The sequence below is a fragment of the Pseudomonas sp. B21-021 genome (genome assembly GCF_024749205.1).
GTDB lineage: Bacteria > Pseudomonadota > Gammaproteobacteria > Pseudomonadales > Pseudomonadaceae > Aquipseudomonas > Aquipseudomonas paraglycinae.
In genome coordinates, this window is sequence record NZ_CP087192.1 from 873852 (window position 1) to 897857 (window position 24006).

The window sequence follows — 24006 nt, forward strand, 5'->3', positions numbered from 1 at the left end:
ATGTTTCCTGCATCACGACTGACCAAGACCACACTGGCGTTGCTCTTGAGCCTCACCGCCGGCAGTACACTGGCCGCCATCTCGCCCCAGCAAGCCGAACAACTGAAAACCTCGCTCACCCCCATGGGCGCCGAGCGCGCCGGCAATGCGGCCGGCACCATTCCGGCCTGGACCGGCGGCATCACCCAGGCACCGGCCGGCTACAAACCCGGCCAGCATCACCCGGATCCGTACGCGGCGGACAAACCGCTGTTCACCATCACCAAGGCCAATCTCGACCAGTACAAAGCGCATCTCAGCCCCGGCCAGATCGCCCTGTTCACCAGCTACCCCGACACCTTCCAGATGCCGGTCTATCCCTCGCGCCGATCCGGCTCGGCGCCGCAGTGGCTGTATGACAACACCCTGAAAAATGCGACCTCGGCCAAACTGCTGGAGGGTGGCAGCGGGTTCGCCGATGCCTATGGCGGCGTGCCGTTCCCGGTGCCCAAGGATGGCGTCGAAGTGCTGTGGAATCACATCACCCGCTATCGCGGCATCTACGTGGTCCGTCGCGCCTCCGAAGCACCCGTGCAGCGCAACGGCAGCTTCGCGCTGGTGACCTCGCAGCAGGAAGGCTTCTTCAACTACTACCGCCCGGGCGGTCAGTTCGTCGACCTGAAAAACATCCTGTTCTACTACCTCGCCTTCGTGAAAAGCCCGGCCCGCCTCGCCGGTGGTGCAGCGTTGGTGCACGAGACACTGGACCAGCTCAAGGACGCCCGCCAGGCTTGGATCTACGACGCCGGCCAACGCCGCGTGCGCCGTGCGCCGAACCTCGCATACGACACGCCGATCGCCTCCTCCGATGGCCTGCGCACCGCAGACGACACCGACCTGTTCAACGGCTCGCCGGACCGCTTCGACTGGAAGCTCAAGGGCAAGCAGGAAATCTACATCCCCTACAACAACTACAAAGTCGGCAGCCCCGACGTGAAATACGCCCAACTGCTCACCCCCGGCCACCTCAACCCGCAATACACCCGCTACGAGTTGCACCGGGTCTGGGTGGTCGAAGGCACACTCAAGCCAGGCTCACGGCATATCTATTCCAAACGCGTGCTGTTCCTCGACGAAGACAGCTGGGGCGCCGCACTTGTGGACCAATACGACGGGCGAGGGGAGCTGTGGCGCGTGTCGATGGCCTACCTGAAAAACTTCTACGACCTGCCCACCACCTGGAGCGCACTGGACGTATTCCACGACTTGCAGGCGCGGCGTTACTACGTGCAGAACCTGGATAACGAAGAGGCGTCCACCGTCGACTTCTCGCAACCGGTGCCGGAGGATTCGTATTTCATGCCTTCGGCGTTGCGGCAGCGGGGGACGCGGTGAGTGATTTGACTTAGCTGCATTTCCTTCCCTCACCACGCTGTGGAGAGGGAGGGATGGTTTTCGGTTTAGCAAAAAAATGGCGAGCACACCGCACTCGCCACCTCCCGCATCAATCAGTCGGCACGACCTTGTCCAGCGCACGGTTAACGGCCATTTCGGCGATCATCACGATCTGGGCGATGCCTTGCAGGGTCTTGCGGTGGCTGCCCTCGACCAGCGCAACATGATTGTTGAGCATGACGGTGGCGGAGCCGAGGGATTCGCTGGCGTCTACCAGCAGGGATTCGGTGTCGGCTTCGGGGTGAGCCTGATAGAGGGTGTTGGGTTTGTAGGGCGCGGCCATGATGTGGGCGCTGAGTGGGCCCAGGTGATAATCGAGGGCGCGTTCGGCGGCTTCGTTGAAGCGTTTCGAGCCGGGGCATTCGTACGGGGATGCCGGATCCGGGATGATTGTGGGGTCGGTGAGCGGTGGGTTTGGCGTTACCTTGAACATGGTGACTAACCTCTTGGTTGAGGCCGCACCTTTTCGCCGCTAAGCAAAAGGGTGGCAGCTGTGCGCAAGTTAGCGGACCGGTAGTCACCTTAAACCCGGCGCACCCGAAGGTGCCATGCGCACAGCCACCATCAAGTGCAGGCGAGTGCCTGACTGGATTCGACATGTGCAACCGTAAAGCGACTACCCGAGCCGCTAAGCTCGATCACTGGAAATCAGTGACGCAATCAAATTACGCAGCCAGCCCAAGGCGCACAAGCCGGCGGATTCTGGCGTAGCCGTAGGCAACGGCGCAAGGTTTTGTGGGCTTCGGGACGTATCACCGAGTGTCCTTAAACACCCATCGCCAACCGTGTGTAATTACGTTTCAGAACGCGTCATCTACTTCCTGAAGTTGGCAATTTAAGGACAAAAAAGAAGGGCAGCTTTTCAGCTGCCCTTCTTTGTACATCGGCTTTCGTGTGCAGGGTTTACACGCGGAAATGACTCACCATCTGCTGCAACTGCCCACCCAATCGCGCCAGTTCAACGCTGGACTTGGCCGTCTCATCACTCGCCGCAGCGGTCTGTTCCGACACGTCGCGGACGTTGATGATGCTGCGGCTGATTTCTTCGGCCACGGCGCTTTGCTGTTCGGCGGCTGCGGCGATCTGCTGGTTCATCGACTGGATGTTCGACACCGTGCGGGTGATGTTTTCCAGGGAGTCGCCGGCCTTGCGGGTCAGGGCGACGCTGCTGTCGGTCAGGGCGCGGCTGTTGTTCATCACGGCCGAGACTTGCTGAGTGCCGTTCTGCAGACCGGCCACCAGACCTTCGATTTCCTCGGTGGATTTCTGCGTGCGCTGGGCCAGACCACGGACTTCGTCGGCGACCACGGCAAAACCACGACCGGCCTCACCGGCACGGGCGGCTTCGATGGCGGCGTTGAGGGCCAGCAGGTTGGTCTGTTCGGCGACGGCCTTGATCACGTCCATGACGCTGCCGATCTTGTCGCTTTCCTGTTGCAGCACGCTCATGGCTTCGGTGGAACGCACCACTTCGCTGGCCAGACGCTCGATCTGGGCGATGGCTTCGTTCACGACCTTGTCGCCTTCGCGGGCTTCGCCGTCAGCGGCGGCTGCGGCTTGCGAGGCTTCTTCGGCGTTGCGCGCGACTTCCTGCACGGTGGCGGTCATCTCGTGCATCGCGGTGGCGACCTGATCGGTCTCGACCTTCTGGCTGTTCACGCCGGCGCTGGTCTGTTCGGTGACGGCCGACAGTTCTTCGGCGGCGCTGGCGATCTGGGTGACGCCGTCGCGGATGCCGCTGATCAGGTCGCGCAGGGTCACGCCCATGCGCGCGATGCCTTGTTGCAGCACGCCGAGTTCGTCGCGGCGGGTGACGATCACGTTGTGGCTCAGGTCGCCGCTGGCGATGCGGTCGACCACGGCCATGGTTTCCTGCAGCGGACGGGTGATCTGACGGGTGATGATGAACGCGGCGATGATACCGACCAGCAAGGCCAGCAGGGTGCTGATCAGTTGCAGGGTGCGGGCCTGGGTGCTTTCCACGTCACGACGGTCAAGCTGGATCTGATACAGCTGCTCGCTCAGGGTCACGATGGTCGCGCCCTGATCGGTCATTTCCTTGCGCGCCTGCACCGCATCGGTGTTGGCGTTCTTGAAGGCCTGCAACGCGCTGCGGTAGTTGGTCAGTGCGGTTTCCAGCTGACGCAGGGCGTCCTGCTGCGAACTGGCGAAATGCACGTTCAGTGGCTTGAGGCTGGCAATGGCCACGTCCAGTTGGCCGACGGCTTTCTGCTCGGTCTCGGCGTTGGCGGTGGCGGTGTAGCCGCGCACTTCGTAGCGCGCCAGGATGAACGCTTCCTTGGCGGCGGTGACAGCCTGGAACTGCTCGAAACGCTCATCGCTCAGCGGCATTTGCTGGACGCGGTTGCTCAGCGCTTCGATCAGGCCGTAAGCCGTCGCGGCACTGGAGGCCATCGAGTCGCGCGCCGTGTTGCCGGTGCGGTAGGCGTTACGCATTTTGTTCAGGGACGTCTGGTATTCGGCGATGGTCGCCGCCTGCTCCTTGAGCAGCTTGACGTTTTCCGGACTCTTGAAGCTGCTGATCAATTTCTGCTGTTGTGCGGCGAAACCGTCGAGGGTGGTCTGCACGTTCTGCGCGGCGGTTTCATCGCCATTCGTCAGCATGTATTGCAGGCGCACCACGCGCAGTTTGGTCAGGCCAGCGTTGAGCTGGGTGATATCGCTCATCCAGTTGCTGCGGTCAATCAGGCCGCCCAGGCTGGTCCAGCCGGTGAGTGCCAGGATGCAGGTCAGGGCCAGGACGAGGCCGAATCCGAGCCCCAGTTTCAGGTTAACGCTGATGTTGCCGAACCAGCTATTCATCACAAATCCTCCAGAAAACGTTGTGCGTCTTGATCGTCGGTCAGGCTGGAAGATTGTTGTTTTTTTGAGCCAGCAAGGGTGTTAGCAGGACTGTATCGGCCGCAAATCCGAGAGCTGAAAGGATTTTGTCCTACGGAATTTGTAACAATGGATCCGAAGATTTTTTTCACATAGGTTTCACTGCCTGCCCACAGCGTCCTCTCTACCCTCGCCGCATCGAATGACAAGTGATGGCGGCTTTTTGTGGAATTGCGACTGAGTCTGTTCGGCGTCAAGCGCTCGATTGATCTGAGCGGTCTGGCCCGTTTTCGAAACACCTGGGTGGTATTGGCGGCGTCGGCGCTGGTGATTCCGCTGACCCTCTGGCTGCTGGCCCCGGCGGCGGTGCCGGACCTTGCCCACGGCAATGTGGCCGGAGCGCAGGCGCTGAAGGAGGGCTGGAACAAAGGCGAAATCATCGTGCTGGTGCGCCACGTCGAGCGCTGCGACCACTCGAAAGCGGCGTGCCTGAGCGGTCACGATGGCATCACCGATCGCTCGCGCAGTGTCGCGGTGAGCGTCGGCGCGCAGTTCGAGCAGTTGGGTCTGGACAAGGCCGACGTCTACAACAGCCCGATGATGCGCACCGTGCAGACCGCCGGCTACATGTTCAACAAGGCCGCGACCGGCGAAGACTGGCTGATCAGTTGCAAGGGCCGGATGCTGCAGGACGCGCTCGCGCACAAAGTCCCGGGGCGCAACCTGATTCTGGTGACCCACAGCGAATGCATGGCGCAGCTGGAAAAAGACCTCAAGGTGCCGGCCTCGACCCTCGGGTACGGCGCATCGCTGTTTGTTTCCGCCGCCAGCCCGGCGGCCCCACAGATGCTCGGCTTCATTGAAGCCTCCGACTGGCGCACGGTGACCACCCAATGAAATCCCGCTTTTATGCTTACAACTTCGGCATCCCGCTGCTGTGTGCCGCGCTGGTGTTCCTGATGTTCGACATGACCCGTATCGACATCGCCTTTAGCAATCTGCTGTTCGATCCACTAAGCCAGACGTTCCCGCTCGACAAGATCCACTTCTTCGAAAAACTGACCCACAAGTGGGCGCGGATCATTCCGAACTGGACGGCGGAAATTGCCTTGATCGGCGCCATGCTGTCGTTGGTCTGGCCGCTGGTGAAACCGCAAAAACATCCGCGTCTGGGCGGTTTTCTCGAGCGCTGCAAAGTCGCGCCGGTGCTGCGTTTTGCCGCCGATCACCGTAGGGACTTTCTGTTTGTGGTGGTGGCTTTTGCGGTCTGCACCGGGGTGATCCATTTCCTCAAGGCGCACACCAGCGTTTACTGCCCGATCGAGACCACGCTGTACGGCGGAAAGATGCCGCACATCGAGTGGTACAACAATTTCCAGCTGTTCCACGAAGCGGGTGAAGGGCGTTGCTGGCCGGGTGGCCATGCTTCCGGTGGCTTCACCATGCTGGCGCTGTATTTCGTGGCGCGTCGTTATCAATGGCGCTTCTCCAGCGCGTTGCTGTGGGGCTCGCTGCTGCTCGGTTTTGTCTACGGCACCACGCGAGTCCTACAGGGCTGGCACTACATGTCTCACACGTTCTGGGCCGGCATCTTCGTGTGGCTGGCGTGTTTGCTGACGGCGCTGGCGTTCTACGGGCGGGCTCGCCTGGAATTGCCGGTGTTGAGCAAGCGTGAGCGGAAGGTGTTCGGCGCACAGCCTGAGGTTTCTCTCTGACGCGTCGCCGTTGAAATGAGAAACCCGCCATCGCCGGCGGGTTTTTCGTTTGTGCTGTCGTGGCTCAATAGCCCACGAAGTAATACGCCTGGCGCCCGACCATCATGGTCTTGTGGACTTTCAGCGGGGCGGCGGGTTCGCTGTCTCCCGAGATCACGGCGATGTTCGATGGTGAGGCGCTGAGGAAATCCTGAAGCTGTGCATCGGTGTCCAGGCCTTTGAGGACACTCTGGGTATAGAACACGCTGGCGCCGCCGACCCGTTCGTTGGCTTGAAACAACGCGACCTGACTGCCGCTCGCCTGCAGGGCCTGAATGTGTTCGGTCAGCGGCAGGAACGACAGGTGTTTATCGGCGTTGGGCAGTGCCCATTGTGCGGCGCCAAGGTAGCTGGCGATGACCACCGTCAGTATCCCCGCCGCCACTGTCTGACGATGACGGGCGATTCGTCCGACAAAACCGTTCTTGTGATCCTTCAGCTTGTCGAACAGCACGTTTGCGTATTCCGCCGCGATCGCTGCCGCTGCGGGTGTCATCGACATCAGGTACACCGTGCGTTTGCTTGAGGCCAGGGTGAGTAGGATGAACTGCGCGATGATCCACAGGCTGAAAAACAGCAGATAACGGTTGGCTTTCAGCTCCTTGCGAAAATGCCACAGGCCCAGATAGACCAGAATGTTCCAAGGCAAGAACGCCTGCGGCAGCTTGGCGAGGTAGTAGTAGAACGGCTCGTAGTGGCCGGCTTCGACGAACGATCCGCTGAAACGTCCTACGCTGTTGGTCAGCAAGACTTCTCTGACTGCTTGGGCGCCGCCGTGCTGATAAAGCACCGCGAGCCAGATCATCAGCGGGATCAGGCCGAGCGCTGTCAACAAACCGGGCCGCAACCACTCGGTCAGTTTGAAGCGCTTGTCCATAAGATTGTCAGCCAGCAGATAAGCGAAAATCACCACCCCCGGCATCGCCAGACCGAGCACGCCTTTGCTCAGCGTGGCGATGGTGATCCCGGCTACAAACAGCAACGAATTGCCTGGAGTCGGTGCTCGCTGCGCCTGAAAGAACGCCAACAGCGCCGTGGTCACGCCGAGGGCGAGCAACGCATCCTCGCCGACGCCACGCACGTTGCTCCAGTAACTGGCCATGGTCGCCAGCAGAATCCCCGCCGTCCAGGCGATGGCCTCCGGGCGTTCGAAGCGGCGCAACATGGCGTACAGCAGCATCACGCTGAGCAATCCGGCCACTGCTGACGCCAGTCGCACCGCCCAGGGTGAGACGCCAAAAACGCGCATGGCGCCGGCGTCCAGCCACAGGCTCAGGGGCGGTTTTTCCAGAAAGGGCTCGCCAAACAGACGCGGTGTTACCCAGTCGTTGTCCAAGTGCATTTCCATCGCAATGCCCGCAACCCGGGCCTCGGTGGAGCCTTGCAGTTGATGGTTGCCGAGGGCGAAAAAGAACAGCAGGGCGGCAAGCAGAAGCAGGGAAGAGGCGGCACGCGACATGGGTTCAGGCAACCGGAAGTGAGCGGAAACCCGAGCTTACGCGGCCAATCCTTAATAATTTGTGAACGTCAGGACAGCGGTCGTGACCAGCGTTGCTCCGGCGTTTCAAAACGCGGATTGACCCGCGCCGTCAGCACATGATCCTGCCAGCGCCCGGCAATGTTCAGGTACGCCTTCGCATAGCCTTCACGCTCGAACCCGAGGCGCTCCAACAACCGTGCGCTGCGTTCATTGCCGGGAATGTAGTTGGCCATGATCCGGTGCAGATTCTGGGTGTCGAACATGTAGGCGATGGCCGCCTCCAGCGCTTCCTGCATCAAGCCCTTGCCCTGATGCGCCTCGTCGATGTGATAACCCAGATAACACGCCTGAAACGCACCGCGGATGATCCCGCTGAAATTGCAGGCTCCGATCATCTGCTCGCCGCCCGGAGTCAGCAGCGCCATATGCACCGCCAGTCCGGCCTCGAAGGCGCTGGCTTGTATCTCCAGGCGTCGGCGGATCTGTTCGGTGGAGAAATAGTCGGTGGTGCGAATCGGTGACCACGGTGCGAGATGGCGCAGGTTGCGTTGATAGAAATCGCTTTCCAGAGGCGCTTGATCCGGGTCGAGTACCGCGAGCGTCAGGCGTTGACAGGGGAGGGTCAGCAGCGGCATCGGGTGCTCCGGGTCTCGGGATTGATCACCAGAATTGCCCGGTGGGCGGGAAAATACAAATCGCCGCCAAATTGCGGGCGAAAAAAAGCCCGCAGGAGCGCGGGCGAACCGTAGTTTCTTGAATGAGCGAGGCCAATGTACACGGCCAACACCGCCGCCGGGGTGAAGAAAAGTTCATGTCGATGAACGACTTGCGTCATCGACGAACGGTCGTTTTCAGTGCACGACAGGCGCCGCCGTACGGGGCACCAGATTCACCGGATCAAGGTTCTCCACGGCACGATTGACCAGCATTTCGGTCATGATCGACAGCTGCCGGATCGCCAGCAACCGGCTGCGTTGAGAACCCGTGAAATCATCGGCAATGTTGGCTGTCACCATGTTGAGCGCCGCCAGGGTTTCGCAGGCATGGGTCAGCAGAGTGGCCGTGTCCACGTCAGTGCGCACGGAGAAAATCTCGTTGAACGGCAGGGTGCGACGCGGCTTTCTCACGTACTCCTGAGGCTGGGCAAGCACAGCCGGCTCTTTCGATTCGGTTTCGTGAGACGGTGTTCGATCAGGCAGGCTTCGGGTGTCTTTTTTCATGACGAGGCTCCATGGTTTCAGGCTCCCGGCGAATTCCTTTGGTAAACCATCTGCCGGGTTGCAGCGGAGCGCGAAGACTAGCGTTTGGAAGCATCTTGAACCAGTTCATGGAAGTCGACGCGGGTTGCGGGAAATTTCCTAGGATGCCTAGTCGTGCGTTGGACAGGGTGATGGCAAGATAGTGGCGTCGCCGATTTGGCCGTGCTATTCGCAGATGTTCAGGGGTATACGTGAGTAATTTCAATCTGAGAGAGAGTATAGAAAACCTCGCCGAGCGAGCAAAAGGGCACGATAGCTACTTTGCCGAGAACGCTCTCTTGGCGCAGTTCAATAAACTATTGAATGCAGCGAAACTGAAGTTCCCTGAGCGCTTGGATCTCGAAGCTTTGCCCGAGGTGCGGGAATATAGTGAGCACAAAGCGTTGGTGAGATCCATCAATCACTTGCTGGATGCCACAAAGTTTCTCGCTCAAGGGACGGTAATTTACGGAAAATTCGGAATTCTAAGGGCTGAAGCACAACTTCCTCAGGATTTCCAAGAATTGGCAAGGTCTGGCAGGCCGGTAGGACTAGTGTTCTTCGACATCGATCATTTCAAAGACCTGAATACCAAGCACACAGAAACGATGGTGGATCTCCATGTGCTCAAGCCTTTCATGATTTTCATCAAGGATCTGGTCCAAACGCGAGGGTATGCCTACAGCGTGGGTGGGGACGAGTTCATGATAGTGCTTGGCAACACCGGAGCGTTGGAGACCGAAGCCTTTGCTCGAAGGTTGCTTGAGGAAGCGGCAGCATACCGATTTGACGTCGATGGTACTCAAGTAAACATCACGCTCTCTGTTGGTACATGTAGCACCCATCCGGGCAACTTCTCTGCCGATGAAGTTCGGAGGAAAGCCAACGAAGCGGAAAACTCAGCCAAAAAGCAGGGGCGAAACTGCGTGGTCAGATACGACTAGTAATTCCTGGTGCGGGCGGTGCACGTTGGCTCAGCAAGCCGTGTTCTTGCTCAGGTTGAGGCGATAGCTGTGTAGGCACTGTGGCATTCAAACCTGCGGTCCTGCCACCATAGATCTGGTGTCAATACTTTCTGAAATTGGCCAAAAAAAGGCGCTTGCGATTATTCGCTAAGTGCCTTTTTTCGTTTGAGGCTACAGAACAGGACGAGAGGATCGCCGGTCCGACTCAGCGTCGGGCTATGCACAAATAGCCCACGGACTCGTCTCGCGCACGAGGTAGCTACACATTTGTGCCTGTTTGCGATAGCCAGCAATATCGGCGGAGTCATCACCTTGTAGCCAGTTCAACCATCGTGTCTACTGGTGCCACTGGTTGTGCCATCATGGCGCTAGCGCCGATTTGTTCAATATAAAGAGTCTAGGGAATTACGGCCGAGGCGATAAACATCGCGAAGGTGGCGGAGAAGCTTTCCGATTACTTCCTTGGTGAGTTCACAGCTGGAGGGGCTGGATAGTTATTTTCAGAGTTATGGCCAACACAAACCAGTTATTTACCCTACCCAGAATGTAGTGTTGGAAGCTTTGGACAAACAGAACAGGGAGTGCTGCACTAATGAAACGGGATCAACATCTGGTAGAGCTGGCCCAAGAAACGTTGGACACCTTCACACATATTGTCGAACTGGCTCAGCAAAAACAGAGAGCGGTGCATGGTATCGATGCTGGCGCCTTTGCCAACGCCAACACATTCACTGATACAGGTGCGTCACGAACCCTTGCGACTATCAACCGCGAGAACCAGGACGGTTATGCCTCGTTGATCAGGGAGCCGGCTATCGCCAGATTGCTACTGGAAGATGAGCAGGGCGATCAACAGCTGCTTTACGTGACGCGTAAGTTCCAGGTATCTCTTCAAAACGATGCGCAGCTAGCCAGTTACCACTCCGCTAAGGGCCGGCTGGCATCTTTGCCGGTGGGCGATGCGCTGGAGGTCAACGGCCATGAGTACACAGTAATTGAGTCCGCGTTTTTCAAGCCTAAGCTGGATGAGTTGGGTTGGGATGCGCTGGATACTCGCTTCGATCATGAGGAATTGAATGCCTGCACCATCGATTCGCTTCGGGCCTTGTTGCGTGCATTGGACGCGGAGGCGGCGGATGACTTTGATGCAATGCTGGAGGCTGGAGCTACAGAGCAGCATATCCATCAAGGGCTGATGCATCGTATCCGTCAATCCATGGCGCTGCGCGATCAGCCGATCCTCGACAAGTTTCAAGACGAGATTTTCCGACTACCTCTCGACAGCCAATTGATGATCATGGGACCGCCGGGCACTGGTAAAACCACTACCCTGATCAAGCGGCTGAGCCAAAAGCTCGAAATTGAGTTTCTGGACGAGCGAGAGAAACGTCTGGCAGTGGATGATGCTGCCGGCAAGACACACGTCCATAGCTGGGTGATGTTCACTCCTACAGAACTGCTGAAACACTACCTCAAGGAAGCATTCAGTCGAGAGGATGTACCTGCATCGGATGAGCGAATTCTGACCTGGGAAAACCGTCGTCGCGCGCTGGCGCGTAATGTGCTGAATCTGCTGCAAACCGGGGATGGGCGTGGTGCTTTTGTGCTCAAGCAAGATCTTGAGGTGCTCAGCGATGGTGTGCTGATCTCACCCCAGATCTGGTACGAGCAGGTGTCAGCTTTCCATCGTCAGCGACTGTTCAGCCAACTACAGGCCGGTGCCGAGCAATTGAGCAAGCTGGGCGATACTACTGACGGTGCGGTGATACAGAAACTTGTTTCAATCATGGCGCAAGCCAGGCCTGAGGCGCTGGTACCGCTCTATACCGAGCTGGCACCCATAGAACTCGCCATCAAAAACACCCTTGATGGTTTAAAGCAGCAGATCGATCGCAGTGCAAAGGCGTTGATTAAAGCTGAGTACGATAAGGACAAGACGTTTTTCATCCTGTTGGTCGATTTTTTGACGGGGCTTGGCGCTGTCGATGAGCAGGATGAGGACGAAGTCTTTGATGCTGAAGAGGAGGATCCGCAGCCGTCCCCTCCTTCCGCGGGTAAAGTCTCCAATCCGGAGGCGCTCAAGGAGTATCAGAAAGCAATTGTGGCCTTGGCGCGTTCACGCTTTCAGAAGAAGCGCCTATCCGCTACCGGGCGAGCGCACACCATTGTCGCTTGGCTGGGGGAGCGTTTGCCTGATGAGGAAACCTTACTGGATATAGGCCAGCGTGCGGCTCTGCAAAATGCCTTGCGGCGCTTCCTGAACGCCCATCGGCGTTATGTAACGGATGTAGCTGCAAGCTACAAAGCCTTTCGCAAGTTGTACCAGACCGACCAGACGTTGTACCGCATAGACGGTATCAATGTAAGGCATCTATCGAGCTTCGAGCTGGACGCGCTGGTGCTGCTCGGTCTGCGCAATGCCCGCGAGCTTCTGGGAAATCGCTCACTCACCCTCAGTCGCCAGGGTAATCTGCCGGAATATTTGGCCACTATTGCTTCCAACTTCTGCAATCAAGTGTTGGTGGATGAGGCCACCGATTTTTCCTCCTTGCAGCTGGCAGCCATGTACAGCCTAACTTCGCTCAATACTCATTCCTTCTTTGCCTGCGGTGATTTCAATCAGCGCATCACCGGCATCGGTATTCGTAACAAAGAGCAGTTGCAGTGGGCAGCCAACGGTTTAGATATTCGGCCTATCAACACCGTGTATCGCCAAAGTCGTTTGCTCAACGATCTGGCCAGTGAGTTGTTGAATCTAAGCGGCAGTGATCAGGAAGCCACAGCTGAGCTGCCCAATGCCATGGCGCACGAAGATGTTGCGCCGATCCTACTGGAGCAGGCCGGTGATCTTGGGGTTGTAAGTGCCTGGTTGGCGGACGCAGTTGTTGCAATCGAACGGCAGCTCAAGACATTGCCAACAATCGCGGTGCTGGTACACGACGATGAGCAGGTGACAGTGCTGGCCAAGTTGCTCAATCAGGATCTGGAGGATTATGGCATTAAGGTCGATGCTTGTTTGGGTGGGCAGGCCTTGGGCGGGGAGAACAATGTGCGGGTGTTTGCTGTTGAGCATATCAAGGGGTTGGAGTTTGAGGCCGTGTTCTTCGTCGATGTTGATACTCTGGCGCAGCGTATGCCGGAGTTGTTCGAGAGGTTTCTTTATGTCGGCTTCACTCGTGCGGCAACTTATCTGGGTCTGACCTGCAGCGGGCAGTTGCCCGCGCCCCTTGAAAGTCTCCGCGAGCGTTTCGCGCAAACCTGGACCTGATTTGTAAGGTACTACTGATATCCCGCAATAACGATAGGGTAAATACCCACCCCATTCTGGCGGCCAGAGTTCGTTGGAGTGGGCTGAGCGGGCGTTGGGATAACTGCCATTCCTACCCCGCCGGATTACGGCCGCACTAGGGCATGATGCCCCTAAGCGTAAGCGACGGAACAATCCAGAAATAGAACTGCATAAAGCTGGAAATATTTGGTGCGTGGTTTCGATTTTTTAATCTGGTTCCTGCAGGCTGCGGGAAGTGACGAGTGAGTTATTCAGGATGAGCAAGAAAATCAGTGGCGCCGAGTACCAGCTTGCGAAGATCTTTAGTTCCGAGTTCGACTATGTGATTCCCCCGTATCAGCGACCTTATGCTTGGACACGAGACCAGGCGGGTGAACTGTTCGACGATCTATACGACTTCTTCGAGAAGGAGGCGGAGGACAGTTATTTCCTGGGTTCCATTGTATTGATCAAGGACGAGGGCAAGCCTCTGGCTGAGGTGATCGACGGCCAGCAGCGTTTGACCACTTTGACTATCCTGCTGGCAACGATTACATCGTTGCTGACCGGAGAAAATCACTCGGCTTTCTATAGCTTCATCCGCGAGCCTGGAAACGTAGCTCTGAAGCTGAATTCCAAGCCGCGCCTGGCGCTGCGTGAACGGGACCGGGTCTTCTTTACGCAATTTGTGCAAGGGCTTAAGTTTGAGAGTCTTGCGCGGATTGATCCGGCGCAACTGGAGAATGAGTCGCAACGGAATATCCATGGTAATGCTCGGCTGCTGCTGGAGCGCCTCGCAGCGCAGTTCGCCCGCGACGAGACGAGCATCGTCGATTTCGGTTCTTTCTTGCTAATGCGTTGTTTTTTAGTTGTGGTGACCACGCCAAGCCAGCAGTCGGCGTTTCGGGTTTTTTCCGTGTTGAACAATCGCGGTCTCGATCTTCTGCCCACAGACATCATCAAGGCGGAAGTGATCGGCAAGTTACCTGAGGACAAGCGCGAGGCTTTCAATGATCGCTGGGAGGATCTTGAGGTTGCTACTGGGCGTGATGGCTTCAGTGAGCTGTTCAGTCATATCCGCATGATCTACGCCCGCTTCAAAGCGAGGCGGATGCTGCTGGAGGAGTTCCGTGACCATGTGTTGAGCAAAGTGACCTCATCCGAGGCGCTGGTTGAGCAGGTGGTTGCTCCATATGCCGAGGCTTACTTGGTGGCAAAGAATGCACAATACGTGTCTTCCACAGATGCTGGGAAAATCAACGATTTGTTCACTTGGCTAAATAGGATCGACAACTCTGACTGGCTGCCGGTCGCGATTGCGTTTCTTGCCCGTTATGGTGGCGCTGCCCAGGTAGTGCTGGACTTCCTCACTCGCTTGGAGCGCTTGGCGGCCTATCTGCATGTCACCGCCAAGAACGTAAACCAGCGGATTGAGCGCTATGCCCTCGTCCTGGAGGATCTCCAAAATAGTGTTCTAGTCGACCGTATCGAACTGACACCGGCAGAATGCGACGAGATGCTCAGGGCATTGAACGGCAACGTCTATGAAATGACCGCACGTCGGCGTAACTATCTGATTCTGCGTCTGGACTCCTACGTTTCCGATCAAGCGGCCAACTACATGCCCAATGTGCTGACTATAGAGCATGTCCTGCCGCAGACGGTGGACGCAGCCAGCGAGTGGGCGCAAAACTGGCCAGATGTCGACGAGCGCGCGCTCTGGCTACATCGCTTGGCCAACCTGGTGCCGCTCAACCGAGCACGTAATTCCAAGGCACTGAACTATGACTTCGATAGGAAGAAGTCGGCGTATTTCGTGGGTACCAGTGGCGTTTGCTCATATGCGCTAACTAGTCAGGTGCTGCATACGGATGGCTGGACACCGACGGTAGTCGCTGCGCGGCAGGACGCGTTGCTGGATGTACTGCAGCGCAGTTGGAGGCTGGCGTGAGTCGATATTCGATGGGTATTAATCCATGAAGGAGTAGGACACAACTTTCGGGATCGTTGGTGGGGCAGTGCGCTTTCAGCTGTCCTTGCTTGCGTGACCTACAGATTCTGATTGATATTTCAGCACACGCTTGGTCAATAGGCTCCAGTTTTACGGAATGAAAGCTGATAGGTTCTTGAGCCGCGTCTCGGTAAAGCGGGGCTGCCTGAAGAGTCTACAAGTCAGCGCCATCGTGCTGGCTCTGATTTTCCTAAGCTGTTATCTGCCATCTGAATCAGGCAATGCTGTCACGGGTGGCATTCTTCTCTGAATAGTTTTACCTACCCGCCGAGAGTGACTGCTGGCACAGTTAGCTGCACATTCCTTTTTTTATAGTCGTAGATGATTGTGCGTACGGCACCGGACATTGCAGCCGGTGATTGCTGCCTGGGCTGCAATGGCCTGGGATTGCTGACCTGCTAAGCCTCTTGCGCTTCTGCTGCCGATCCGGTTAATCCTTTTAAATCAGGCCAAATCCGCTAAGATCCGCGATCTTGTTTTCCGTGGATCTAGTCATGACAGACCGTTGGTTTAGCGTTGAAGAGATCACTGAGCACCTCGGCGTCAGCAAGGACACTGTGTACGCCTGGATTGTGAAGCGCCACATGCCGGCCCACAAGGTCGGCCGGCTTTGGAAGTTCCAGAAAACAGAGGTGGATGCCTGGGTTAAGGCCGGTGGCGCTAGTGACAGCTGCGCACGAGGCTCGTGATGATGTCTGAACGCTATCGCTTGTCTTATGCCGCGAGAGTATTGTTTGCTCGGCAGGATGAGCGGGTTGTCGGTCGCAATTTTTCATTGCACAACGCTGGGGATCTGGGGAAACCCGTCTGCGGGTACGTGAACTTCCTTGCGCACATTCTATTGAAGCGTCCGCAGACGCCCGAAGGCGAGAGCAACGCATTCATGACTGCTGGTTATCAAATCGAAGTGGAAGGAGAAACAACGCATGGATAACGTATTCAATTTCCGCGATCAATTGATAAATGAATACAGCAGCTTTTCCCGCAGCTTCTCCCGGATTCAGGCTGCCGACATCCGAGAGGAAGTCGAGCGCCAGTATGCCAGTGGTCGTTATTGGCCTGAGCCTCTTATCCAGATCAACCCAAACTATCAACGTAAGGGGACGGTGCAGCAACTTGCTGCGGACGGTCTATTGCACAAAGCCTGTGCCGAGCTTTTTCAGGTAGGCAAAACTGAGGGGCGTCCAGAACCGCTGCACCTTTATGCCCACCAGCTACAAGCTCTGGCGAAAGGTCAGGGTCGTCAGAGCTATGTAGTCACAACTGGCACAGGATCCGGTAAATCTTTGTCCTTTTTTATTCCTGTGATCGATCGGATCTTAAAAGCCAAGGATCAGGATCAAAGTCCGCGTACCCGCGCCATCGTGATCTATCCAATGAACGCCTTAGCCAACAGCCAGTTGGAAGAGCTAGACAAATTCTTGCATGGTTACCCAGAAGGGTTACAGCCATTCACCGTCGCTCGTTACACCGGACAGGAGTCGCGTATCGAACGCGCGGCCATTGCTGACAATCCTCCGGATATTCTCCTCACTAACTTCATGATGTTGGAGCTTATTCTTACTCGGTTTGATGAGGACGATCGGCGGGTGGTTGAGCATTGCCATGGTCTGGAGTTCTTGATTCTTGACGAGCTGCATACCTATCGTGGGCGGCAGGGGGCTGATGTTGCGTTGCTGGTGCGACGGTTGCGCGAGCGTTTGCAAGCCGATGAGCTAGTTTGCATTGGCACCTCTGCGACTATGTCCAGCACAGGAAGCCAAGCCGACCGCAACAAGACGGTGGCAGAGGTAGCTAGCAAGCTTTTTGGAGCTTGCATTACTGAGCAAGACGTCATTGGCGAAACGCTGGAACGGGTAACAGATCCGCTCAAGGATGTCTCGGCCATTCTGCCGAAACTGAAAATCGCATTGAGCCGCAAGGGGTTTGCCTGGGATGGATTCGAGTCTTTCCGCACTGACCCGATGGCAATATGGGTAGAGCTAAATCTTGGGATCGATTTGCCGGACAACGAACCTCCACGTCGTGCTAAGCCCATGACTTTGCATGATGCCAGCGCCAAACTTGCAAAGGAGGCCGGAATCACTCCGGAGGAGGCTCGCGTTAGTTTGCAACGCTTTTTAGTAGCAGCTCATGAAATCAGAACCCCGCAAGGCCGCCCGCCCTTTGCCTTCAAGCTGCATCAGTTCATCAGTGGTCCGGGCAAAGTTCTGGCTACTCTGGAGGCTCAGGGTACGCGCCATGTGACTCTCGACGCACAGCGCTTTGCGCCGGGAAGGCAGGACGAAGGCGTTCATCTGTATCCAGTACATTTCTGTCGCGACTGCGGCCAGGAATACCACCCGGTGTGGCTTTCCAAGCAACTGCCCACCAGCTACCAGCCGCGCGAAATCGATGATATAGCCTCCGATGACAACGAAGATGTTGCCTTTGGTTTTCTCTGTCCGGTGCAATCCGGCCAGCAGTATGGTGGGCTGTTAGAGGATTTACCCGAGACTTGGCTGGACTTGAGCAAAGACGAACCTAAGCTCAAGCAGAATTACAAAAAATTAGTGCCCCACCAAGCATCAGTGAGCGTGAGAGGAGATGAGGGTTCCGGCGAGCCTTTCTGGTATATCCCCGGCAAATTCCGTTTCTGCCTAAAATGCTCGCAAGTGCATGAAGCCCACGGCAAAGACATAAACCGCCTCGCTAGCCTTTCGGGAGAGGGTCGTTCATCTGCCACGACCATCCTTACCTTGAGTGCGTTGCGTCAACTGTTTGCTGAGGGAGAGCCGGGTCCAGGGCAAGCCGATCCTCGTAAACTTCTGGGCTTTACCGACAACCGTCAGGATGCCGCCCTGCAGGCTGGGCATTTCAACGATTTTGTTTTTCTGTTGACACTGCGTTCCGGCTTGATCGGCGCGTTGCAAAATAGCCAGGGGCTCCTTACCGAAGAGCAGTTGGCCGACTCGGTGTTCAAGGCGCTCGGCTTTGACCAACTGAATGACGCCACTCTCGTTGAATACCTGCGTACTCCCAAGCTCATGGGACTGGCACGACAGGAGGCGCAACGCACGCTGCGTTTCATCATCGGATATCGCCTGCTGCGCGACCTTCGCCGAGGCTGGCGCTTCAACAATCCGAACCTTGATCAGTTGGGTCTGCTTGCCATTCGGTATCGCAGCTTGGATGAGTTCTGTGCAGACGACGCCTCCTTTGCCAAAAACTCCACACTGAGCAAACTGAATGCGCACAATCGCGCAATCCTCTGCCAGCAAGTTTTTGATGCCATGCGGCGCGGTCTGTGTTTGGAGAGCCGGTACCTAGATGCTGTGGAGCAGGATAAAGCCCGTACTAGTGCTTTCTCCTACCTTAATGATCGCTGGGCATTTGCCGCTGACGAGCAGTTGGAAACCGCCAAGTACCTAATCCTGGACAAGCGTCCTGACTACAAGGGCAAACCGCGTACCGATCTGATGCCAGGTGGCCCACGTTCGCGCCTACTGCGCGACATAAAAACAGCGCCTTTCTGGAAGCAAACTTCAGTAGCTGGCCAAGTGGCGAGCTGGAAAGATGTTGACTGGCGCGACTTAGTGGAAGCCTTGCTGCAGGCCGCTAACCTTTATGGCTATGTGCAAAAGCACCCGATTGACCAGCGACTGGTGGGTTGGCGTCTGAATGCTGCCGCGCTGGACTGGTGCCTTATCACTGACGATACGCACGGTGACGATAGCCGAGCCAATGCTTTCTTCCGTACGCTTTATCTCAGTGTCGCCACTGTGCTGAGACAGAGCGGCCATTCGCTATTCGACTTTGAAGCCCATGAACACACTGCCCAAGTCGATGCAGGAAGGCGGCAATTGCTGGAGCAGCGCTTCCGCTACACCGAGAAAGACCGTAAGGATTGGGCGAGCAACCCAGCACATGAAGCGCCGCTTGAGCGTTTACCAGTCATGTTTTGTTCACCAACCATGGAGTTGGGTGTGGATATCTCTGCGCTCAACACCGTTTACTTACGAAACGTGCCACCGACCCCTGCTAACTATGCGCAGCGTAGTGGCCGGGCCGGGCGCTCCGGACAGCAGGCGTTGGTTATCACTTACTGTGCTTCTCAGAGCCCGCACGACCAATGGTTTTTCCATCATGCCAACGAGATGGTGTACGGCGTAGTGCGGGCGCCCACCCTCGACTTGGCCAACCGTGATCTCGTACAAAGTCACCTGAACGCCGTCTGGCTGGCCTGCGCGCAAGTAGCCCTAGACTCCAGCATCGCACTTATGCTCGATCTAGATCCGCCAGAAAAACCACTTATCCAGCATTATTACGATGCCCTCAATGACCCCGCGGTTCAGGCAAGAGCACAGATCAGCGCTTCTCGAGTCATCGCTCAGTTGCAAAACGAACTAAATGGCAGCGACTGGTTTAAACCCGACTACGTACAGCAGGTCATTAAAGAGGCGCCACAAGAGTTCTCCAACGCACTTGAACGCTGGCGGGTCTTGTTCGATGCTACCCGCGCACAGATGAATATGGCCGACCAAATTGTAAAGAGTCATACAGCCTCCCACAGCGAAAGACAAAACGCCCAGCGTCGCTATGGGGATGCCGCTCGCCAATACGCCATACTGCTCAAGAGTGGCAATACGCAGAACTCGGATTTCTATACTTATCGCTACTTGGCCAGCCAAGGCTTCCTGCCCGGTTACAACTTCCCACGTTTGCCGCTTATGGCTTGGATTCCCGCCCGTGGCGGTATTTCTAATTCCGGCAAGGACGACGAAGGCAGTATGGTAAGCCGTCCGCGTTTTCTAGGGCTCTCCGAATTTGGCCCGCGCAGCCTTATCTACCACCAAGGTCGTATGTATCGCGTGGTGCGTGCCAAACTTAACGTCGGCTCGTCTGATCACATTTCGGGCAACAGTCAATTGGCTACTGTTGCCTCATTGGTCTGCAACCAGTGCGGCTATGGTCACGTGGGCGAGCCCGGCGGCGGGCAGCTCGCCGTTAACACCTGCGAAAACTGTGATGCACTGCTAACCGAGCATGATTGGGTGCGTGAGCTTTATCGCGTCGAGACTGTCGAAACCGCAGCTGTCGAGCGCATCTCCATTAATGATGAAGACCGACAACGTCAAGGCTTCGACTTACAAACTACCTACCGTTTCCTGCCTGGGCCTGATGGTGTCATCCAGAAGCGTAAGGCGGAAATCCAGCAAGGCGGAGACGTACTGGCCGAGCTAACCTATGCTCCCGCCGCCCGCTTGTGGCGGATAAATCGAGGCTGGCGCCGGCGTAAGAACAAGGAACAGCTTGGCTTCTACATTAATCCCATCACTGGTACCTGGAGCAAGCAGGACGATCCTAGTGGCAGCGAAGACGGCGGCAATGATGAAGCCTTACTCGACAAGATACCCAACCAGCGCATCGTTCCTTTTGTCGAGGATCATCGAAATCTGTTGATTTTGGCACCGCTGCACCCGCTGTCCACCGAGGCGATGGCTACCTTGCAGGCGGCGCTCAAACGCGGTATTGAAATGACCTTCCAGATCGAAGAATCCGAACTGGTCGCTGAGCCATTGCCCAAAGGCGATGAACGCCGAGCGTTGATGTTTTACGAGGCGGCCGAAGGCGGTGCAGGAGTGCTAACCCGCCTAGCAAGCGAGCCTGCCAGCCTTGCGCAAGTCGCTAGCAGCGCCCTGAGTCTTATGCATTACAACGTACCGCAAGGTGAGTGGCAGTTCGACAACCTACCCGAGCTGGAACAAACCGACGCACTGGGCAGCCGTATCTGCGAAGCCGGCTGCTACCAATGCCTATTGTCCTACTTCAATCAGCCCGATCACGAACACATCAATCGCCGCAATGCTGATGCACTCAAGCTTCTGGTGGCGCTGGCCAACGCCCAAGTACAATCGAGTCAGGTGCCTGTTGTTGCGGCGGCACTCAATTCAGCCAGCAGCGGTGATGACCTTCTGGAGCAATGGCTGCAAATCCTTAGTCGGGCAGGGCACCGCCAGCCCGATGCCATCAATGTGTCAGTCCTTAATGGGATGGCTACTGCAGCCGGACAGTACAAAACTGTCCGCGCATTGGTATTCCTTAAGGCGGTATCCAATGAGTTGCATAGCCTACTATTCGACAAAGGCTGGCAAGTGCTTGACTTTTCCGACTCATCACAATGGTCAGTCAAGTTCGCCCGCCATGCTGACGTGTTTGACATGCCAGAGAAACAACAATGACTACGCTCGAACACGATTTCATGCCCGGAAACTTGATTCGCGCCCGTGGGCGCGAGTGGGTAGTACAAAGCGACTCTCGACGCGACTGGCTGCGTTTGCGCCCATTGGGTGGCGCAGATGACGACATCATCGCCTTGATTCCTGAGCTTGAGTTTGAGCCCGTTGAGCCGGCTACCTTCCCATGGCCACAGCCCGAACAGGCTGGCAACCATGCGGCGGCTCTGTTATTGCGCGACGCTCTGCGTTTAAAGCTTCGCAACGGTGGTGGCCCGTTCCGCTGCTTTGGCAATATCGCCGTCGAGCCGCGTGGTTACCAGTTGGTGCCGTTGTTGATGGCCCTGCGCTTGACGACTGTACGTTTACTGATTGCCGATGACGTAGGTGTCGGCAAAACTATCGAAGCCGGCTTGATCGCCCGTGAGCTGATGGATCGTGGTGAGATCAGCCGTCTTGCCGTACTTTGTCCGCCGCACCTCGTCGAACAATGGCAAAGTGAGTTGGAAGCCCGCTTCAATCTGCAAGCCGTGGCGCTTACCTCTAGCAGCGCTAGCCGCATTGAGCGCGACCTGCCACACGGTGTTAGCCTGTTTGACCACTACCCTGTGGTGGTAGTCAGCCTCGACTACATCAAAAGCGAACGCCACCGCGAACACTTCCTTTCCATTGCTCCGGAATGTGTAATCGTCGATGAGGCACATACCTGCGTTAGGAGTGGTGCTGGCAAGCAACTGCGCTTTGAGCTGTTGCAACGCTTAGTGAAAGACGAAAGTCGCCACCTGCTGCTGCTCACCGCCACCCCGCACTCTGGCGACGAAGTCGCGTTCTACAACTTACTTTCCTTGCTTGACCCGCGCTTTGTTGCTCTGCAAGGACGTATGTCCACCACTGATCCGTTGCGCCAGGAACTCGCTCGCCATTTCGTCCAGCGTCGCCGCAAGGATATAGCCGAATGGCAAGCGGAAACCGGCGATGGCCGTGGTTTTCCGCGTCGCATGAAAACCGAAGTTACCTACCAGCTTAGTGGTGACTGGGGCCGCTTTTTCGATGCAGTACAAAGCTACTGCCGTGAGCTGGCCGAAAACATTGAGCAGTCAAAGTCCGGCAGCGTGCGTCTGATCTGGTACGCCACCCTTGCCCTATTGCGTTGCGTTGCCTCCTCTCCAGCAGCGGCAGTTAAAGCCTTGACCACCCGGATTGAGGGCGCTCTCGAATTCGACGATCTGCTGACCGACGAACGTTTGCATGACGGCGAGGCTGACGATCTGGAAAGCAGCGACTTGGAGCCACCAGCTCAACTCCAAGATGCCAGTCACCTGCAAGCACTCATCAAAGAGGCTGAGCGCCTTTCTGGCAAAGCCGGCGACCCTAAACTCTCTAGCCTTATTCAGCACCTGCAATCCCTGATTAAGGACGGATACCAGCCGGTGGTGTTCTGTCGCTATATCGCTACCGCGCACTATGTGGCCGAGCACCTGAAAAAAGCCTTCCCCAAGGTCACCATCGAAGCCGTCACCGGCGAATACACACCAGAAGAACGTCGCGAACGGGTCGATGCGATGGAGGAGTGCAACCAACGCATTCTGGTCGCCACAGACTGCCTATCTGAAGGCATTAATCTGCAGCACTTGTTCACCGCCGTCGTCCACTACGACCTGGCTTGGAACCCTACCCGTCACGAGCAACGTGAAGGCCGTGTCGACCGCTTTGGTCAGCAAGCGGCGGAAGTGCGCTGCACGATGCTCTATGGACAAGACAACCCAGTTGATGGCTTTGTGATTAACGTCATTCTGCGCAAGGGCGAGGCCATCCAGAAAGAACTCGGCGTATTAGTGCCCATGCCCGAAGACGAGCAGCGCATCAGCCAGGCGCTGGTGAAAGCTGCGCTTATGAAGCGCGGCGGCATCACCGCGCCCTATACGCCAGATATGTTTGCTGCCGCGAATGTCGAACTGCAGCCGCTGCAAGCCCAATGGCAGGACGCATTGGAAAAAGCCAAGGCCAACCGCACGGTGTTCGCCCAGCGACGTATTCGTCCTGATGAAGTGTTACCCGAATGGCAAAAACAGCAGCAGGCTCTCGGTACTCAGGCCGACGTTCAACGCTTTGTACAAAGTGCTTGCGCCCGATTGAATGCCCCGCTGGAGCCCACGCATAAGCCGCATCACCAGCGATTGCTGCCACAGCACTTGCCCGAGGCTTTGAGGATGCGTCTAGCCGATGAAGGCATCGGTAAACCGCTGATGATTGATTTTAACGAGCTGCACCGCAGCCATCCACTGGTTACCGTGCTGGCTGAATATCTGCTCGAAGATAGCCTTTCCAGTGAGCATGCCATCGCTGCCCGCAGCGCTGCCACTCTCACCGATGCGGTGGAAGTGGTTACCACCATTTACCTGCTGCGACTGCGCCACCAACTCGGGTATGTACGCCGCCGCGAACCCTTTCAGATGATGGCCGAAGAAACTGTGGCGCTGGCCGTCAAAGGTCGCAGTAATCCGCAGTGGTTGAGTGATGAGTCGGCCAGCAAACTGCTGCAATGTACCCCTAGTGGCAACCTACCCACTGAGACCATGCAGCGCGAAATCCGCACCGCTCTTGATTTCCTTGTCAGCAACCAGCAGCGGCTAGAAACGTTGGCTACTGAGCGCGCCAACTCGTTGTTGGACGACCATCGTCGCGTGCGCGAAGCCGCTCGAGATGTTGGTCAGTACAGTGTTAGCCCCTGTCTACCGGTGGATGTGATTGGTGTGTATGTACTGCTACCGGATTCGCTGTAAGCGGGCCTAAGGAAAGT

Annotated in this window: 15 protein-coding genes and 1 pseudogene; 10 read left to right on the forward strand and 6 right to left on the reverse strand. The window is 56.8% G+C overall.

Annotation, left to right across the window (positions count from 1 at the left end):
- Positions 1-1374 carry a DUF1329 domain-containing protein gene (locus tag LOY31_RS03760; RefSeq protein ID WP_258712865.1) on the forward strand — a complete coding sequence of 458 codons (1374 nt, stop codon included), beginning with the start codon at positions 1-3 and terminating at the stop codon, positions 1372-1374.
- A gap of 109 nt (positions 1375-1483) precedes the next feature.
- On the opposite strand, the gene LOY31_RS03765 is transcribed toward LOY31_RS03760, so the two are convergent.
- The 3 genes and pseudogenes from LOY31_RS03765 to LOY31_RS29440 form a co-directional block, all read right to left on the reverse strand.
- Complete coding sequence (locus tag LOY31_RS03765; protein WP_007953801.1) at positions 1484-1867, reverse strand: DUF6124 family protein; 384 nt, start codon at positions 1865-1867, stop codon at positions 1484-1486.
- A 470-nt stretch (positions 1868-2337) separates the two neighbouring features.
- Positions 2338-3201, reverse strand: a complete 864-nt coding sequence (locus LOY31_RS29435) for a methyl-accepting chemotaxis protein (RefSeq protein WP_371321019.1) — start codon at positions 3199-3201, stop codon at positions 2338-2340.
- A 42-nt stretch (positions 3202-3243) separates the two neighbouring features.
- Positions 3244-4257: pseudogene (locus tag LOY31_RS29440) on the reverse strand (methyl-accepting chemotaxis protein); the annotation flags it as partial.
- Positions 4258-4500: 243 nt separating this feature from the next.
- Here LOY31_RS29440 and LOY31_RS03775 point away from each other — a divergent pair.
- Together LOY31_RS03775 and LOY31_RS03780 are read left to right on the forward strand one after the other, a co-directional pair.
- The gene (locus LOY31_RS03775; RefSeq protein ID WP_258712867.1) at positions 4501-5172 is read left to right on the forward strand and encodes a histidine phosphatase family protein; all 672 of its coding nucleotides are present in this window, start codon (positions 4501-4503) and stop codon (positions 5170-5172) included.
- Positions 5169-5990, forward strand: a complete 822-nt coding sequence (locus LOY31_RS03780; RefSeq protein ID WP_221534443.1) for a phosphatase PAP2 family protein — start codon at positions 5169-5171, stop codon at positions 5988-5990. The genes LOY31_RS03775 and LOY31_RS03780 overlap by 4 nt, the downstream gene beginning before the upstream one ends.
- Positions 5991-6054: 64 nt before the next feature.
- Here the strand turns inward: LOY31_RS03780 and LOY31_RS03785 are convergent, their stop codons facing one another.
- The 3 genes from LOY31_RS03785 to LOY31_RS03795 form a co-directional block, all read right to left on the reverse strand.
- Positions 6055-7488 carry a glycosyltransferase family 39 protein gene (locus LOY31_RS03785; protein WP_258712868.1) on the reverse strand — a complete coding sequence of 478 codons (1434 nt, stop codon included), beginning with the start codon at positions 7486-7488 and terminating at the stop codon, positions 6055-6057.
- A 68-nt stretch (positions 7489-7556) separates the two neighbouring features.
- Positions 7557-8144 carry a ribosomal protein S5-alanine N-acetyltransferase gene (rimJ, locus tag LOY31_RS03790; RefSeq protein ID WP_258712869.1) on the reverse strand — a complete coding sequence of 196 codons (588 nt, stop codon included), beginning with the start codon at positions 8142-8144 and terminating at the stop codon, positions 7557-7559.
- Between the two features lie 216 nt (positions 8145-8360).
- On the reverse strand, positions 8361-8729 hold the full coding sequence (locus LOY31_RS03795; RefSeq protein ID WP_258712870.1) for a DUF6124 family protein: 369 nt from the start codon (positions 8727-8729) through the stop codon (positions 8361-8363).
- Positions 8730-8959: 230 nt separating this feature from the next.
- On the opposite strand from LOY31_RS03795, the gene LOY31_RS03800 reads away from it, so the two are divergent.
- The 7 genes from LOY31_RS03800 to LOY31_RS03830 all read left to right on the forward strand — a co-directional run bounded on the left by LOY31_RS03800 (position 8960) and on the right by LOY31_RS03830 (position 23989).
- Complete coding sequence (locus LOY31_RS03800; RefSeq protein WP_258712871.1) at positions 8960-9691, forward strand: GGDEF domain-containing protein; 732 nt, start codon at positions 8960-8962, stop codon at positions 9689-9691.
- Between the two features lie 613 nt (positions 9692-10304).
- Positions 10305-12980, forward strand: coding sequence for an ATP-binding domain-containing protein (locus tag LOY31_RS03805; protein WP_258712872.1), 2676 nt, complete (start codon positions 10305-10307; stop codon positions 12978-12980).
- A gap of 277 nt (positions 12981-13257) precedes the next feature.
- On the forward strand, positions 13258-14931 hold the full coding sequence (locus LOY31_RS03810) for a DUF262 domain-containing protein (protein WP_258712873.1): 1674 nt from the start codon (positions 13258-13260) through the stop codon (positions 14929-14931).
- A 554-nt stretch (positions 14932-15485) separates the two neighbouring features.
- Entirely contained in the window at positions 15486-15680 is a 195-nt protein-coding gene (locus LOY31_RS03815; RefSeq protein WP_258712874.1) for a helix-turn-helix domain-containing protein, read from the forward strand.
- Positions 15680-15925 (forward strand): hypothetical protein, encoded by a 246-nt coding sequence (locus tag LOY31_RS03820; RefSeq protein WP_258712875.1) that lies wholly within the window; start codon positions 15680-15682, stop codon positions 15923-15925. Before LOY31_RS03815 ends, LOY31_RS03820 begins: the two co-directional genes overlap by 1 nt.
- Complete coding sequence (locus tag LOY31_RS03825) at positions 15918-21212, forward strand: DEAD/DEAH box helicase (protein ID WP_258712876.1); 5295 nt, start codon at positions 15918-15920, stop codon at positions 21210-21212. The genes LOY31_RS03820 and LOY31_RS03825 overlap by 8 nt, the downstream gene beginning before the upstream one ends.
- Positions 21209-23989: a DEAD/DEAH box helicase gene (locus tag LOY31_RS03830; RefSeq protein ID WP_258712877.1), complete on the forward strand. Its 2781-nt coding sequence runs from the start codon at positions 21209-21211 to the stop codon at positions 23987-23989. Before LOY31_RS03825 ends, LOY31_RS03830 begins: the two co-directional genes overlap by 4 nt.
- The last annotated feature ends 17 nt before the right edge of the window (positions 23990-24006 follow it).